The organism is Citrobacter sp. RHBSTW-00017 (assembly GCF_013797615.1).
GTDB classification, from domain to species: Bacteria; Pseudomonadota; Gammaproteobacteria; order Enterobacterales; family Enterobacteriaceae; genus Citrobacter; species Citrobacter braakii.
Genome location: NZ_CP056899.1, coordinates 1,945,572 through 1,961,760 on the forward strand (window position 1 = coordinate 1,945,572; position 16,189 = coordinate 1,961,760).

At 52.4% G+C, this 16,189-nt stretch carries 13 protein-coding genes; 5 read left to right on the forward strand and 8 right to left on the reverse strand.

Annotation, left to right across the window (positions count from 1 at the left end; all coding sequences use genetic code 11):
- Window positions 1-105 precede the first annotated feature (105 nt).
- The 4 genes from hcr to aqpZ all read right to left on the reverse strand — a co-directional run bounded on the left by hcr (window position 106) and on the right by aqpZ (window position 4,630).
- A complete protein-coding gene (gene hcr / locus HV037_RS09410; protein ID WP_016153658.1) occupies window positions 106-1,074 on the reverse strand; it encodes an NADH oxidoreductase in 969 nt (322 codons plus the stop codon).
- Between the two features lie 10 nt (window positions 1,075-1,084).
- On the reverse strand, window positions 1,085-2,737 hold the full coding sequence (hcp, locus tag HV037_RS09415) for a hydroxylamine reductase (RefSeq protein ID WP_016153657.1): 1,653 nt from the start codon (window positions 2,735-2,737) through the stop codon (window positions 1,085-1,087).
- A 155-nt stretch (window positions 2,738-2,892) separates the two neighbouring features.
- A complete protein-coding gene (locus tag HV037_RS09420; protein WP_103284009.1) occupies window positions 2,893-3,792 on the reverse strand; it encodes a lysine exporter LysO family protein in 900 nt (299 codons plus the stop codon).
- A 142-nt stretch (window positions 3,793-3,934) separates the two neighbouring features.
- Window positions 3,935-4,630 carry an aquaporin Z gene (gene aqpZ, locus HV037_RS09425; RefSeq protein ID WP_003840208.1) on the reverse strand — a complete coding sequence of 232 codons (696 nt, stop codon included), beginning with the start codon at window positions 4,628-4,630 and terminating at the stop codon, window positions 3,935-3,937.
- A gap of 372 nt (window positions 4,631-5,002) precedes the next feature.
- Here aqpZ and HV037_RS09430 point away from each other — a divergent pair, with 372 nt between their 5' ends.
- Window positions 5,003-6,661: an ATP-dependent endonuclease gene (locus HV037_RS09430; RefSeq protein WP_016153655.1), complete on the forward strand. Its 1,659-nt coding sequence runs from the start codon at window positions 5,003-5,005 to the stop codon at window positions 6,659-6,661.
- On the opposite strand, the gene HV037_RS09435 is transcribed toward HV037_RS09430, so the two are convergent.
- Window positions 6,658-7,608 carry a VirK/YbjX family protein gene (locus HV037_RS09435; RefSeq protein ID WP_049042464.1) on the reverse strand — a complete coding sequence of 317 codons (951 nt, stop codon included), beginning with the start codon at window positions 7,606-7,608 and terminating at the stop codon, window positions 6,658-6,660. The genes HV037_RS09430 and HV037_RS09435 overlap by 4 nt on opposite strands.
- Window positions 7,609-7,768: 160 nt before the next feature.
- On the opposite strand from HV037_RS09435, the gene macA reads away from it, so the two are divergent.
- On the forward strand, window positions 7,769-8,884 hold the full coding sequence (gene macA / locus HV037_RS09440; RefSeq protein WP_016156938.1) for a macrolide transporter subunit MacA: 1,116 nt from the start codon (window positions 7,769-7,771) through the stop codon (window positions 8,882-8,884).
- Window positions 8,881-10,827 (forward strand): macrolide ABC transporter ATP-binding protein/permease MacB, encoded by a 1,947-nt coding sequence (macB, locus tag HV037_RS09445; protein WP_103284007.1) that lies wholly within the window; start codon window positions 8,881-8,883, stop codon window positions 10,825-10,827. The genes macA and macB overlap by 4 nt, the downstream gene beginning before the upstream one ends.
- Window positions 10,828-10,901: 74 nt before the next feature.
- On the opposite strand, the gene cspD is transcribed toward macB, so the two are convergent.
- Complete coding sequence (gene cspD / locus HV037_RS09450; RefSeq protein WP_003036813.1) at window positions 10,902-11,126, reverse strand: cold shock-like protein CspD; 225 nt, start codon at window positions 11,124-11,126, stop codon at window positions 10,902-10,904.
- Window positions 11,127-11,449: 323 nt separating this feature from the next.
- On the opposite strand from cspD, the gene clpS reads away from it, so the two are divergent.
- The gene (clpS, locus tag HV037_RS09455) at window positions 11,450-11,770 is read left to right on the forward strand and encodes an ATP-dependent Clp protease adapter ClpS (protein WP_003036810.1); all 321 of its coding nucleotides are present in this window, start codon (window positions 11,450-11,452) and stop codon (window positions 11,768-11,770) included.
- A gap of 30 nt (window positions 11,771-11,800) precedes the next feature.
- Window positions 11,801-14,077, forward strand: a complete 2,277-nt coding sequence (gene clpA / locus HV037_RS09460; RefSeq protein ID WP_016153651.1) for an ATP-dependent Clp protease ATP-binding subunit ClpA — start codon at window positions 11,801-11,803, stop codon at window positions 14,075-14,077.
- 258 nt (window positions 14,078-14,335) lie between these two features.
- On the opposite strand, the gene yegQ is transcribed toward clpA, so the two are convergent.
- Complete coding sequence (yegQ, locus tag HV037_RS09465; RefSeq protein WP_006683890.1) at window positions 14,336-15,697, reverse strand: tRNA 5-hydroxyuridine modification protein YegQ; 1,362 nt, start codon at window positions 15,695-15,697, stop codon at window positions 14,336-14,338.
- Window positions 15,698-15,856: 159 nt separating this feature from the next.
- Window positions 15,857-16,189: a YegP family protein gene (locus HV037_RS09470; RefSeq protein ID WP_019077150.1), complete on the reverse strand. Its 333-nt coding sequence runs from the start codon at window positions 16,187-16,189 to the stop codon at window positions 15,857-15,859.

The following is a 16,189-nucleotide window of genomic DNA, read 5'->3' on the forward strand; positions in this document are numbered from 1 at the left end:
TTTGCCTGGGAGGGTGAAAAAATCGGAATTTTGCAGTGTCTGACAGCATAAAAACAGGCCACCCGATATAACCGGGTAGCCTTTTGCACATCAGATATCGGCCAATTACGCCAGCACTAAATCACCCTGCGGATGACAGGAGCAAGCCAGCACATAACCTTCAGCAATTTCTGCGTCGGTCAGCGTCATGGTGCTGCTGACCGTGTAGTTACCGTCAACCACTTTGGTTTTGCAGCAGCCGCAAACGCCCGCACGGCATGCGGCGACAACCGGCACTTTATTGCTTTCCAGCGCTTCCAGCAGCGTACTGCCTACCGGCGCATAAAACTCTTTTGCCGGCTGCAGTTTGGTGAACTTCAGACCGCTGGTGGCGGCTTCAGCTACCGGGGTGAAGAACTGCTCTTTAAAGAAGCGTGTCACGCCCAGCGCGTTGACTTCTTTCTCGACCAGATCCATATACGGCGCCGGGCCGCAGGTCATCACGGTGCGCGAAGCCAGGTCCGGTACGCTTTGCAGCAGTTCGGTGGTCAGTCGGCCGGAAACAAAACCGTCAGTGGCATTGTTTTCAGCAACTAAGGTCACCGGGTACTCGCGCCATTCGTCGGCAAAAATGACATCTTGCGGTGAACGGACGTTAAAGATCACCTGCACATCTGCCTGTGGGCGGTATTTTGCCAACCAGCGACGCATTGACATGATTGGCGTGACGCCACAGCCAGCGGCCAGCATCAGGAACCTGTCTTCCGCTTTATCTTCACAGGTGAATTCACCCATTGCATCGGACAGCCAGATATAGTCGCCGCGCTTCACGTCGCGGGTTAACCACTGTGAGCCTGCGCCATCGTCAATCCGGCGGATGGTCAGCGTGATGTATTCGCTAACGCCCGGCGTTGAAGAGAGGGTGTAAGCACGCAGCGTGTCCGCTGAATTACGTACGCTGACCAGTGCATACTGCCCGGCGCGGTACGGATAATAGTCGTGGCACAGCAACGAAATTGTCCATACATCCGGCGTTTCCTGATGGATGTGATGAACCTGCATCCGCCATGGGCACTGATGAGTTGGCATTGTCATTCTTTACTCCTTACGCGCTCAGCAGTTGCTTCATGTCTTCTTCAACGGTGGTCACGGAACGCAGACCGAACTTCTCGTTGAGAACGGCCAGCAGGTCCGGCGTGAAGAAGCCAGGCGCAGTCGGGCCAGTGACGATGTTTTTCACGCCCAGAGACAGCAGGGTCAGCAGAATGACAATCGCTTTCTGTTCGAACCAGGAGAGCACCAGAGACAGCGGCAGATCGTTCACGCCACAGCCCAGTTTCTCAGCCAGGGTTACCGCCAGGATGATGGCAGAGTATGCATCGTTACACTGACCTGCATCGACCAGACGCGGCAGGCCTTCGATATCACCGAACTCCAGTTTGTTGAAACGGTATTTACCGCACGCCAGGGTCAGGATCAGGCAGTCGTCCGGCACGCTGGTGGCGAAGTCGGTGAAGTAGTTACGTTCGCCACGCGCGCCATCACAACCGCCAACCAGGAAGATGTGACGCAGTTTTTCGCGGCTTACCAGGTCGATCAGGGTATCAGCCGCGCCCAGCAGAGTCTGACGACCGAAACCAACGGTGATCAGGTGCGGAATTTCGCTGTACGGGAAGCCCGCCATCTGCTGAGCCTGAGCGATTACCGGAGCGAAGTTGTCGCCTTCGAGGTGGCTTACACCCGGCCAACCGACGATGCTACGAGTCCAGATACGGTCATCGTAGGCACCAACAGTTGGGTCGATGATGCAGTTAGAGGTCATTACGATTGGGCCCGGGAAGCGGGCAAATTCAACCTGCTGATTCTGCCAGCCGCTGCCGTAGTTACCGATCAGGTGTTTGAACTTACGCAGTTCCGGGTAGCCGTGCGCCGGCAGCATTTCACCGTGGGTATAGACGTTAACGCCGGTACCTTCGGTCTGCTCCAGCAGGTTGTACAGATCTTTCAGGTCGTGACCGGAGATCAGGATGCACTTACCTTCGGTTGCTTTGACGTTGACCTGAGTTGGCGTCGGGTGGCCGTATTTAGTGGTTTCGCCAGCATCCAGAATGCTCATCACTTTGAAGTTCATCTGGCCGATTTCCATTGAGCACTCCAGCAGAGCGTTCATATCGGAAGGCCAGGTTCCCAGCCATGCCATGATTTTGTGGTACTGAGCGTAGATGTCGTTGTCGTACTGACCGAGAACGTGCGCGTGCTCCATGTAAGCTGCCGCACCTTTCAGGCCGTACAGGCACAGCAGACGCAGGCCGAGAATGTTCTCGCCGATGGCTGCTTTGTCTTTGTTCGGGGTAAATTCAGCGGCCTGACGTTGCAGGTCGCCCAGATCGTCGCTGACCAGTTGCAGATCGGCCATCGGGTTAGCGACCGCTGCGTTCGCGTCGATGTTCAGGCATTGCGCTTTCAGGGCGTCGCGCATGGCGATAGCTTCACGGGCATAGCCAACAATACGCGGAGAATCGAAGTTAACGTTGGTCAGCGTGGAGAAGAATGCACGCGGCGCAAAGTTATCAACCTCATGGTCGATGATGCCGTATTCACGTGCCTTAACAGCCCATGCAGACAGACCTTGTAGGGAAGCAATCAGTAGATCCTGCAAATCGGAGGTTTCAGCCGTTTTACCGCACATACCCTGCGCGTAAGAGCAGCCGTTTCCTGCCGGAGTACGGATGGTTTGTTCACATTGCACACAAAACATGGTCACACCTTTTAAAGTTATATTTAATATACATGTTTAAGGTTATGCCTGTGCGCGAAGGGATAAAAGGGATTTCTGCTACAACTTGCAGGGAGATTGATTTAGCGCAATTTTGGCGGTAGATGACTACCGCCAGAGAGGTATTTGTCCTGACTTCAGGCGGAGAAAAACGCCATCAGCAAAGGCACTAACAGACTCAGAATAAAGCCGTGGACGATGGCTGCCGGAACCATCTCCAGACCGCCGCTGCGTTGTAGCACCGGTAAGGTGAAATCCATTGATGTCGCGCCACATAGCCCCAGCGCGGTTGAGCGGCTGCGGCCCACCATTCCAGGAATCAACATAATGGCAATCAATTCGCGGGCCAGGTCATTAAAGAAGGCGGCGCTACCAATCACCGGCCCGAACGATTCGGTTAACAGAATACCGGACAGGGAGTACCAGCCAAAACCAGACGCCATCGCCAGCGCGGTTTTCAGCGGCAGGCCGAGGAGCAACGCATTGATAACCCCCGCTAGCATCGAACTGGCGACGACGACCACCGCAACAATCATCCCCCGGCGATTCAGCACAATTTGCTTTAAGGTCATACCGCTGTTGCGCAGTTGAATCCCGACCAGGAACAGTAAAAAGATTAACGTATATTCGCTGGCTTCGGTGGCGTGCTGCAGAATAGGAAGACCGGTGAGGCCGAGCAGAAAACCCACGACGACGACGCCACAAAGCTGAAGCGACTCAAGCGCCATCGCAATTCGCGAGGGTAGCTTTTCTTGCTTGTGGTTATGTCGCCAGGGCAGCGAACGCTCCAGCCAGAACAGCGCCGCGATATTACACAGCAAAATGATCGTCACGCTGACCGCAGAATAATGAAGAATGGCTAACAGGTTGCTGGCGAGATTATCCAGAAACGCCAGGCTGATACCCATAAAAAAGAGAATAAGGTAGACGATCCAGCTCAACAGGCGATTGATGAGTTTTAATGCAGCCCTGTGCCGAAGCGGAATAAGGTAGCCCACAATAAGGGGAACCAGAATGATTAACAGCCCTGAAAACATGAAAACCAGATCCTTGCTGAGAGTAAGACGAAATGCGCCAGCACACACTACTCAATGCAAAGAAGGGAGTAAAGTTGCAAATAAAAGGAAATATAGCGGGGAAAAAAAGACCTGACTTGCGCCAGGCCTTTTTTGTTATCGATTAATCGCGTTTTTCCAGCAGAGTGCGGTAAATAAGACCGCCGAGGACCCCACCGATAATCGGCATAACCCAGAAGAACCACAATTGCTGTAATGCCCAGCCGCCCTGGAAGATGGCTACAGCGGTACTACGTGCCGGGTTAACGGAGGTGTTGGTAACCGGAATACTGATCAAGTGGATCAGGGTTAACGCCAGACCAATCGCAATGGGTGCAAAACCTGCCGGAGCATGTTTATCGGTCGCACCGTGGATCACTAATAAGAAACCAGCGGTCAAAATAATTTCAATTACGACGGCAGACAGCATTGAATAGCCGCCAGGTGAATGTTCACCAAAGCCGTTCGAGGCAAAACCACTGGCAGTTGCGTCAAAACCAGCTTTACCGCTGGCAATAAGATACAGTGCCGCTGCTGCAACAATACCGCCCACAACCTGAGCGATAACATAACCAATAACGTCTTTTGCCGGGAAGCGACCGCCCGCCCATAAACCGAAGGTCACCGCCGGGTTAAAGTGTCCGCCGGAAATATGACCTACGGCGAATGCCATGGTTAATACGGTCAAACCAAACGCCAGCGCGACACCGGCAAATCCAATACCCAACTCCGGGAATGCTGCGGCCAGAACTGCGCTACCGCACCCACCAAAGACGAGCCAAAACGTACCGAAGAATTCGGCTGCTAATTTCCTGAACATAACCACCTCAATTAAAAGTTCCGGGTTCGTGTTCCTTACCCGGTAATTCATCGCTAAAAGGGACGATGATGAAAGAGCCGGTATTTTAGAAAAAAACATCATCCCTTCGCCAGTTAAATTGATGAAAAAATTTGATTTAAGGCAATATGTTGTGATTCCTTTTTGAATATTGGATGAATGAAGCATAGTTCAATTAGCAAAACGGCGATGATTGAGTTCTGAAATAATATTCTGGAGAAAACATAAGAAGAATATTCTTATATTTTTTGATTTCTGCGACTAACCTCCTGATCATATCGGGTGTCCTGAGCGCCCGCTTGCCGTTATACTCCTGATAACTTGAAGGAAAAAGTTAGCATTTCCGGAGGCTATATGATTCTCGAACGCGTTGAGATTGTTGGATTTCGTGGTATTAACCGTCTGTCGTTGATGCTGGAGCAAAGCAACGTGCTGATTGGGGAGAACGCGTGGGGTAAGTCCAGTCTGCTGGATGCTTTAACCCTGTTGCTGTCGCCGGAAACTGATTTGTACCACTTTGACCGCGAAGATTTCTGGTTCCCGCCGGGTGATATACAAGGCCGGGAACATCATCTGCATATCATCCTGACGTTTCGTGAGTCTCAACCAGGTCGCCACCGCGTGCGCAGGTATCGTCCTCTGGAAGCCAGCTGGACGCTGTGTCAGGATGGCTATCACCGCATTTTCTATCGGCTGGAAGGTGAATGTGCGGACGACGGTAGCGTTCTGACGTTACGCAGTTTTCTGGATGGCGAGGGCCATCAGCTTCCCCTCGACGACATTAACGATCAGGCGCGGCACCTCGTGCGTTTGATGCCAGTACTGCGCCTGCGCGACGCGCGTTTTATGCGACGGATCCGTAACGGTACGGTGCCGGATTCGGCGGATGTCGAAGTGACCGCGCGGCAACTGGATTTTCTGGCACGTGAACTGGCTACCCGACCGCAAAACCTGACAGATGGGCAGATACGTCAGGGGTTATCGGCCATGGTACAGCTATTGGAACACTATTTTTCTGAGCAAGGTTCCAGTCAGTCCCGCTATCGTCTGATGCGTCGACGTTCCAATAACGAACAACGTAGCTGGCGCTATCTGGATATTATCAACCGTATGATTGATAGACCGGGCGGACGCACGCACCGCGTGATCTTGTTGGGATTGTTTTCGACGCTGTTACAGGCCAAAGGTACGCTGAGGCTGGATAAAGACGCCCGGCCGTTACTGTTGGTAGAAGATCCTGAAACGCGTTTACATCCGATTATGCTGTCGGTTGCCTGGCACCTGCTGAATTTGCTTCCGCTGCAACGGGTGGCGACCACCAACTCAGGTGAGTTACTGTCCCTCACCCCCGTGGAACATGTTGTCCGCCTGGTGCGTGAGTCTTCCCGCGTCGCCGCCTGGCGGCTTGGGCCAGGTGGGATCAGCGCAGAAGATGGTCGGCGTATTGCCTTTCATATTCGTTTTAACCGTGCATCGTCGTTGTTTGCCCGCTGTTGGCTGCTGGTGGAAGGCGAAACGGAAACCTGGGTCATTAACGAACTGGCCCGCCAGTGTGGGCACCACTTTGATGCGGAAGGTATCAAAGTCATTGAATTTGCCCAGTCCGGCCTTAAGCCGCTGGTTAAGTTCGCCCGCCGGATGGGTATCGAGTGGCATGTGCTGGTTGATGGTGATGAAGCCGGGAAAAAGTATGCCGCTACGGTGCGGAGTTTGTTGAATAACGACAGAGAAGAAGAGCGCGATCATTTAACCATGCTTCCCGCGCTGGACATGGAACACTTTATGTATCGCCAGGGGTTCGCTGACGTATTCCACAGGGTGGCGCAAATCCCCGAAAACGTGCCCATGAATATGCGCAAAATTATCTCGAAGGCGATTCACCGGTCGTCAAAACCAGATTTAGCCATTGAGGTGGCGATGGAAGCCGGGCGGCGCGGCGTTGACGCGGTGCCAACGCTGCTGCGAAAAATGTTTTCCCGCGTGCTGTGGTTGGCACGCGGCAGAGCGGATTAGCGGCGAAACATCGACGACAGCTGCGAGTGGATGCTGTCCAGTAGCTGGTAGCGACGGCGGTATTCCGCGCGTTTTTTGCTGGCAATGTCCGCTTCGCTTTTTCGCGCCATTGTGCGTGGGATATGGTAATAGCCGTGACTGTCGCACTCACCGCCAACCGACTCCCAAAATGCGTTGTAGTCGGAAAGTATCACCTTGTTTTTATCGTGGTAACGCGGGCTGCGAAAGATATGCTGTTCATTACTGACAGCCAGAATTTGTTTGATATTCAATTGTTCTGCAAAACAGCAAATGGCTTCCATCACAATACGTTTAGGGAAAATTCCATAGCATGATTTGGTCGCTTTTTGAATTTCTTCATGTGGTAGTAATCGACTGCCTCCCTGTAACCCGCCAATAAACAGTGTGCTGCTTCCTTGATAATTGCACAGCGTAAACGTCATTTCCGCTAAAGTCTCGCCAGCGCTATTGCGTACCAGAATGGTACTTTCACCTTCTTTATCCAGTGAGATAAATGAGCCCAGTATTACGCTAAATATTTCGCTATTTTTGCCTTCAATTTGTGCCAGTTGTAATCCATCCGCACTTAAATAAGCTTTATATTCCGTGGCTGAAAAAGAGCTGCGGATAGCATTGTAATGAAAACGCACAGCATCCAGTTTCATTTTCCGATCAAGGTTTTGTGCGAGATAGGCGCGATGTAGGCGAACCGGCAGACGAGGTTGGCGTGCCAGTACGCTATCGAGATCAGGCCATTGCGCCAGTTCAGTCATCCATTCATGCATTAATCGTGGCATAAGCGCTGAGCGCAACAAAAACTTACGACGGAAGCTACGCTGATGCCAAAATTTTCCAGGGCGCCAATGTCCGGTCATCAGGCTACAAAAGAGGCTAAAACTTGTGGCGGGTTTTGAAGAATGAAAAGTGCTGTCAGTTAGCTGGCTCATAATAACAATCCGATGGATACTCTGGTACTAATTTCAACACAGCGGATCTTAACCATTCATCAATAACTCTGTTATTCTTGCGTTTTTCAACGGCTATTTATTTAACGTTGATGTTTACCACTCCACTCTGGTGGACGTATTGGGGGAAATTGGGACATTTATGAAGCTCAAGGGAAAAATCAAAAAGCGCTATTTTCTCTTCGCCATCATCATTATTGTGGCGATAATTGCACTTTGGCGAACGCTTAATGCGCCTTTACCTCAGTATCAAACGTTAATTGTGCGTCCGGGCGATCTGCAGCAAAGCGTACTGGCAACCGGCAAACTGGATGCGTTGCGTAAAGTTGACGTCGGGGCACAGGTAAGCGGGCAGTTAAAAACGCTGTCGGTCGCGATTGGCGACAAAGTAAAAAAAGATCAACTGCTTGGCGTTATCGATCCTGAACAGGCGCAAAACCAGATTAAAGAGGTTGAAGCGACGCTGATGGAATTACGCGCTCAGCGTTTACAGGCTGAAGCCGAGTGGAAACTGGCGCGGGTAACGCTTTCCCGTCAGCAACAGCTGGCGAAAACCCAGGCTGTCTCGCAGCAGGATCTCGACACGGCGGCTACTCAGATGGCGGTCAAACAGGCGCAAATCGGCACAATTGATGCGCAAATTAAGCGTAATCAAGCCTCTCTCGATACGGCAAAAACCAACCTTGATTACACCCGCATCGTCGCGCCAATGGCAGGCGAAGTCACGCAAATTACTACCCTTCAGGGGCAAACCGTTATTGCTGCCCAGCAGGCACCTAACATTCTGACATTGGCAGATATGAGCACCATGCTGGTGAAAGCGCAGGTTTCCGAGGCGGATGTGATTCACCTGCATCCCGGGCAAAAGGCCTGGTTTACCGTACTGGGCGATCCTCAGACGCGCTACGAAGGTAAGCTCAAAGATGTTCTTCCAACGCCAGAGAAAGTGAATGATGCAATTTTCTACTATGCTCGCTTCGAAGTTCCCAACCCGAAAGGGATCCTGCGTCTGGATATGACCGCGCAGGTCCATATCCAGCTCACGGATGTGAAAAATGTCCTGACGATCCCGCTGTCGGCGCTGGGCGATCCTATTGGCAACAATCGTTATAACGTCAGGCTGCTGCGTAACGGCGAAACCCGTGAACGCGAAGTGGTTATCGGCGCGCGTAATGACACCGATGTGGAGATCGTGAAAGGGCTGGAAGAGGGGGATGAAGTCATCACCGGTGAGGGCAACGCTGGAGCGCCAAAATGACGGCATTGCTTGAACTGAGCAATATCCGCCGCAGCTATCCGTCAGGCGAAGGTCAGGTCGAGGTATTGAAGGACGTATCCTTGAGCATTCAGGCCGGGGAAATGGTAGCGATTGTCGGGGCGTCTGGCTCGGGTAAATCGACGCTGATGAATATTCTCGGCTGTCTGGACAAACCCACCAGCGGTACGTATCGGGTTGCCGGGCGCGATGTCTCCACGCTGGATAGCGATGCGTTAGCCCAGCTGCGTCGCGAACATTTCGGTTTTATCTTCCAGCGTTATCATTTGTTGTCGCATTTAACCGCCGCGCAAAACGTTGAGGTGCCTGCAGTCTACGCTGGCACCGAACGTAAGCAGCGCCTGGCCCGTGCGCAAGAACTCCTGCAGCGACTGGGTCTGGGCGACAGAGTCGACTATCAGCCTTCCCAGCTTTCCGGTGGTCAGCAGCAGCGGGTCAGTATTGCGCGTGCGCTGATGAACGGGGGACAGGTTATCCTCGCCGACGAACCCACCGGCGCGCTGGATAGCCATTCAGGCGAAGAGGTGATGGCGATTTTGCATCAGCTGCGCGATCGCGGGCATACGGTGATTATCGTCACTCACGACAGCCAGGTTGCTGCACAGGCCGAACGCGTCATTGAAATTCGTGACGGCGAGATTGTGCGCAATCCGCCGTCGCACAAACCCTCTACCGGGCACGATATCGCGGAGCCGACGGTGAAAACGGCGTCCGGCTGGGGGCAGTTTGTCAGCGGTTTTCGCGAAGCGCTCACTATGGCCTGGCTGGCAATGGCTGCGAATAAAATGCGAACGCTACTGACCATGCTTGGGATCATCATCGGTATTGCTTCGGTGGTGTCGATTGTGGTGGTAGGCGATGCGGCTAAACAGCTGGTACTGGCAGATATTCGCGCTATTGGCACCAATACCATCGATATCTATCCTGGCAAAGATTTCGGCGACGACGACCCACAATATCAACAGGCGCTGAAGTATGACGATTTAACGGCGTTACAGAAGCAGCCCTGGGTCAGTTCGGTGACGCCTGCGGTGTCGAAAAACCTGCGGCTACGCTATGGCAATATTGACGTGGCCGCCAGTGCTAATGGCGTTAGCGGCGACTATTTCAATGTCTATGGCATGACGTTTAGCGAAGGGACCACTTTTAACGCTGAACAACTGGCGGGGCGCGCTCAGGTGGTGGTGCTCGACAGCAATACCCGTCGTCAATTGTTCCCCAACAAAGCGAAAGTTGTCGGCGAAGTCGTGCTGGTGGGGAATATGCCTGCCACGGTGATTGGTGTTGCAGAAGAGAAACAGTCGATGTTTGGCAGTAGCAAGATCCTGCGGGTCTGGCTGCCTTACAGCACCATGTCCGGGCGAATTATGGGGCAGTCGTGGCTGAACTCGATCACCGTGCGGGTGAAAGACGGTTTTGATAGTGCCCAGGCCGAGCAGCAGCTCACCCGACTACTGACGTTACGCCACGGTAAGAAGGATTTCTTCACCTGGAATATGGACGGTGTCTTGAAAACCGCCGAAAAGACCACACGTACATTACAACTCTTCCTGACGCTGGTGGCCGTGATTTCGCTGGTGGTCGGTGGAATTGGTGTGATGAATATTATGCTGGTTTCGGTAACCGAACGAACGCGCGAGATTGGTATTCGTATGGCGGTTGGCGCCCGCGCCAGTGACGTACTGCAGCAGTTCTTAATTGAAGCGGTGCTGGTGTGTCTGGTTGGCGGCGCGCTGGGCATTAGCTTGTCGATGCTGATCGCCTTTACGCTTCAGCTATTCCTGCCTGGCTGGGAAATAGGTTTCTCACCCGTAGCCTTATTGACGGCGTTTCTGTGTTCGACTGCGACCGGGATTTTGTTTGGCTGGCTACCGGCGCGAAATGCGGCGCGGCTGGATCCGGTAGATGCTCTGGCGCGGGAATAATACCATCGAGATAAAAATGCCAGCCGCAAAGGCTGGCATTTTGACTGCGGGATGTACACAATGAAACAGAAGAGCTATGCGACAGCTTCTGCTTCAATGACAGGCACGATGACACTGGCATGATTGCCTTTTGGCCCCTGGTGGACATCAAACTGGACAGACTGCCCGGCTTTTAGCGTTCTGTAACCATCCATCTGAATGGTGGAGTAATGGGCGAAAATATCTTCGCCGCCGCCTTCGGGGCAGATGAAACCAAACCCTTTGGCGTTGTTGAACCACTTAACAGTACCCGTTTCCATGCTTCGACATCCTTCGTAAATCTTATATAAGTAAGATGGAATGAACCGGTGGCGGAGTGGGGGCTGTTCAAAACCTCGCCAACTCTCGAAACTACAATTTAGAGAAATCAGGCGAGGCGTCAAGCGCCAGGCTGACGGAATAGGGTAAAAATGCATCAAAATTTGAAGCAGTTAACGCTATTGTCGGTTATGTGACAGATGTCGCGGATGGCACTAATAGATGATAGTTATCTAATACTTGAGGTAGATTGATTGTGCGCATAGGCTGCTTGTCAGCGGCAAGATTTTCTGCCGGAAACCGTAACTGAAGATGACGACTGACAATGGGTAAGACTAACGACTGGCTGGATTTCGATCTGCTGGCGGAAGATAAATTGCGCGACGCGCTAAAACCGCCATCTATGTATAAAGTGATATTAGTCAATGATGATTACACTCCGATGGAGTTTGTTATTGACGTGTTACAAAAATTCTTTTCTTATGATGTAGAACGTGCAACGCAACTGATGCTTGCCGTTCACTATCAAGGTAAAGCGATTTGCGGCGTATTCACTGCCGAAGTGGCTGAAACCAAAGTTGCGATGGTGAACAAGTATGCGAGGGAGAACGAGCATCCGTTGCTGTGTACGCTAGAAAAAGCCTAAATGCAGGCATAAATATTGGGGGAGGTGCCTATGCTCAATCAAGAACTGGAGCTCAGTTTAAACATGGCTTTCGCCAGAGCGCGCGAGCACCGACATGAGTTTATGACCGTCGAGCACTTGCTACTGGCATTGCTCAGTAACCCATCGGCCCGCGAAGCGCTGGAAGCGTGTTCTGTGGATCTGGTGGCGCTGCGTCAGGAACTCGAAGCCTTCATTGAACAAACCACACCCGTATTGCCTGCCAGTGAAGAAGAGCGCGACACGCAGCCAACGTTGAGTTTTCAGCGTGTGTTGCAACGCGCGGTCTTTCATGTTCAGTCCTCTGGGCGCAATGAAGTTACCGGTGCTAATGTGCTGGTCGCCATCTTCAGCGAGCAGGAATCTCAGGCGGCTTATCTGCTGCGTAAGCATGAAGTGAGTCGCCTTGATGTGGTGAATTTTATTTCTCATGGCACGCGCAAAGACGAACCAAGTCAGTCCTCTGACTCTGGTAATCAGCCGAATAACGAAGAGCAAGCTGGCGGGGAGGACCGTATGGAGAACTTCACGACTAACCTTAACCAGCTTGCCCGTGTGGGCGGAATTGATCCGCTCATTGGCCGGGACAAAGAGCTGGAACGCGCCATTCAGGTACTGTGCCGTCGTCGAAAAAACAACCCGCTGCTGGTGGGTGAGTCTGGCGTCGGGAAAACCGCTATTGCGGAAGGCCTCGCCTGGCGTATCGTCCAGGGCGACGTGCCGGAAGTGATGGCTGATTGTACCCTTTACTCTCTGGATATCGGCTCGCTGCTGGCGGGTACCAAATACCGTGGCGATTTTGAAAAACGCTTTAAGGCGCTGCTGAAACAACTGGAACAGGATACTAACAGCATTCTGTTTATCGATGAGATCCACACCATTATCGGCGCGGGTGCGGCATCGGGCGGCCAGGTGGATGCAGCTAACCTGATCAAACCGTTGCTCTCCAGCGGTAAAATCCGTGTGATAGGCTCCACAACCTATCAGGAATTCAGCAATATCTTTGAAAAGGACCGCGCGCTAGCACGCCGTTTCCAGAAAATCGATATCACTGAGCCGTCGGTTGAAGAGACCGTGCAGATCATCAATGGTCTGAAGCCGAAATACGAAGCGCACCATGACGTTCGCTACACCGCCAAAGCAGTGCGTGCAGCGGTCGAACTGGCGGTGAAATACATTAACGATCGTCATCTGCCGGACAAAGCGATTGACGTGATCGATGAGGCGGGCGCGCGGGCGCGTCTGATGCCGGTCAGCAAGCGCAAGAAAACCGTCAACGTGGCGGATATCGAGTCCGTCGTAGCCCGCATTGCGCGGATCCCGGAGAAGAGCGTTTCGCAGAGCGATCGCGATACGCTGAAAAACCTGGGCAACCGTCTGAAAATGCTGGTATTCGGACAGGATAAAGCCATTGAGGCGCTGACTGAAGCGATCAAAATGAGCCGTGCTGGTCTGGGACACGAGCATAAACCTGTCGGTTCGTTCCTGTTTGCCGGACCGACTGGCGTCGGTAAGACCGAAGTCACGGTGCAGTTGTCCAAAGCGCTGGGTATTGAGCTGCTGCGGTTTGATATGTCCGAGTATATGGAACGTCACACCGTCAGCCGCCTGATTGGTGCGCCTCCGGGATATGTCGGTTTCGACCAGGGCGGTTTGCTGACAGATGCTGTCATTAAACATCCGCATGCGGTACTGCTGCTGGATGAAATCGAAAAAGCGCATCCGGACGTCTTTAACCTGCTGCTGCAGGTGATGGATAACGGTACGCTGACCGACAATAACGGGCGTAAAGCGGATTTCCGCAACGTGGTGCTGGTCATGACCACTAACGCCGGCGTGCGTGAAACTGAGCGTAAATCGATTGGGCTGATTCATCAGGACAACAGTACTGATGCGATGGGCGAAATCAAAAAAGTGTTTACGCCGGAATTCCGTAACCGTCTCGACAACATTATCTGGTTCGATCATCTCTCTACTGAGGTGATTCATCAGGTTGTTGATAAGTTTATCGTCGAACTTCAGGTTCAGTTGGATCAGAAAGGTGTCTCTCTGGAAGTGAGTCAGGAAGCCCGCGACTGGCTGGCTGAGAAGGGCTATGACCGCGCAATGGGCGCACGCCCGATGACGCGCGTTGTCCAGGATAACCTGAAAAAACCATTGGCTAACGAACTGCTGTTCGGTTCGCTTGTGGATGGCGGTCAGGTGACCGTTGCGCTGGATAAAGAGAAAAATGAGCTGACCTATGGTTTCCAGAGTGCGCAAAAGCACAAGCCAGAAGCAGCACATTAATATCTAACCACCTAATGAACCGGGCGTAATGCCCGGTTTTTTTTCGCCTGAATGTCGTGATTTGAATAGGGGGGGTAAACGGCAGGCAAAAAATAAGCCTGCGTAAGGGAGATTACGCAGGCTAAGGAGGTGGTTCCTGGTACAGCTAGCATTTATGGGTTATGTTTTTCAGCGGATGGGATAATACCCTTAATGAACGAAGCGGTATGTGATCGATTTCTAAGAATCTTCCGAACGCTGAAAAATAACCGTAATTAACTACTTAGCATGTGGGTTGCGCGTGGACTCACCGGCAAAATTACGCATCAACAATGCATAATTCAGATCGATATCCTCCGGTACAGGCATCCACACGGTGTAACCATCGCCCGGCGCAACCGGCATCGCTTCGCCTTTCGCGTTTTCCATCTGTTCGAGGGTAAAGTTGATGTTGCCTTGTGGGGTCATTAGCTCCAGGCTGTCGCCGACGGTGAATTTATTTTTCACCAGCACAGCCGCCAGTTCACCTTTACGTTCGCCAGTGAATTCGCCGACAAACTGCTGACGCTCGGAAACAGAGAAGCCGTATTCGTAGTTCTGATAGTCGTCATGCGTATGGCGGCGCAGGAACCCCTCGGTGTAACCGCGATGCGCCAGACCTTCCAGCGTTTCCAGCAGTTGCGGGTCGAATGGTTTCCCGGCAGCGGCATCATCAATGGCCTTGCGATAAACCTGCGCGGTACGTGCACAGTAATAGTATGATTTAGTACGGCCTTCAATTTTCAGCGAATGCACGCCCATCTGAGTCAGGCGCTCAACGTGGGCAATGGCACGTAAATCCTTCGAGTTCATGATGTAAGTGCCGTGTTCGTCTTCAAACGCGGTCATGTACTCACCCGGACGCTGGGCTTCTTCGATCATAAAGACTTTGTCAGTCGGCGCGCCAATACCCAGCGTCGGCTCAACATTTTGTACCGGGATAGGCTCGTACTTATGCACGATATTGCCCACCACGTCTTCTTTGCCTTCCTGCACGTTGTATTCCCAGCGGCAGGCATTGGTACAGGTACCCTGATTTGGGTCACGCTTGTTGATGTAGCCAGAGAGCAGGCAGCGGCCGGAGTAAGCCATGCACAGCGCGCCGTGAACAAAGATCTCAATTTCCATATCCGGCACCTGGGTGCGGATCTCTTCAATTTCTTCCAACGACAGTTCGCGGGACAGGATCACACGGGTCAATCCCATCTGCTTCCAGAATTTCACCGTTGCCCAGTTTACGGCGTTAGCCTGTACTGAAAGGTGAATGTCCATGTCAGGGAAGTTTTCGCGCACCAGCATAATCAGACCAGGGTCGGACATGATCAGTGCATCCGGTCCCATTTCCACCACCGGTTTCAGGTCACGAATGAAGGTCTTCAGCTTGGCGTTATGCGGGGCAATATTAACCACCACATAGAATTTTTTACCCAGTTCATGGGCTTCATTAATGCCTAGCTGCAGGTTTTCGTGATTGAATTCGTTGTTGCGTACGCGCAGTGAGTAACGCGGCTGGCCCGCATATACAGCGTCTGCGCCATAGGCGAAAGCGTAACGCATGTTTTTCAGCGTTCCCGCCGGGGAAAGGAGTTCCGGTTTAAACATAATTTTCTCGTTCTGATGACAGGTCAGACTCGCCTCACTCAATGAGGCGGTTAGGGGAGTGCCCCCATATTAAGGGCGGGCATTGTAGCGCTGCGGGGAAGACAGGTAAAGAAAAACGCCGGGCGACAGCGTGGCGTTACCCGGCTGAGCGAGTCATTATCAGGTTTTATCTTTTATCGTCTGAGTGACACCATTGGTCTTAACTGAAGCAATACCGGTCTCGCGCGACTGTTCATTCGCATACAGTTGACTGCTACCAATAATCTGGTGGTTTGCTGCTTTCAGATTGAAATGCAATTTGCCATTAGCTGCCGTTTTTTTCTCGTAACGCTCGGCCAGGGGGCTGTTAGCCTGGACAGATGCGATCCCTTTTTCTGCCGCGCCTTTTGTCGTGTAAAGCTCACTGGTAAGGATAGTTTCCCCGTTTCCAGCCTTAAGAACAAAGCGGTACTGATCATCGCTACTCTTGCTTAATTCAAACCAACCAGCCAT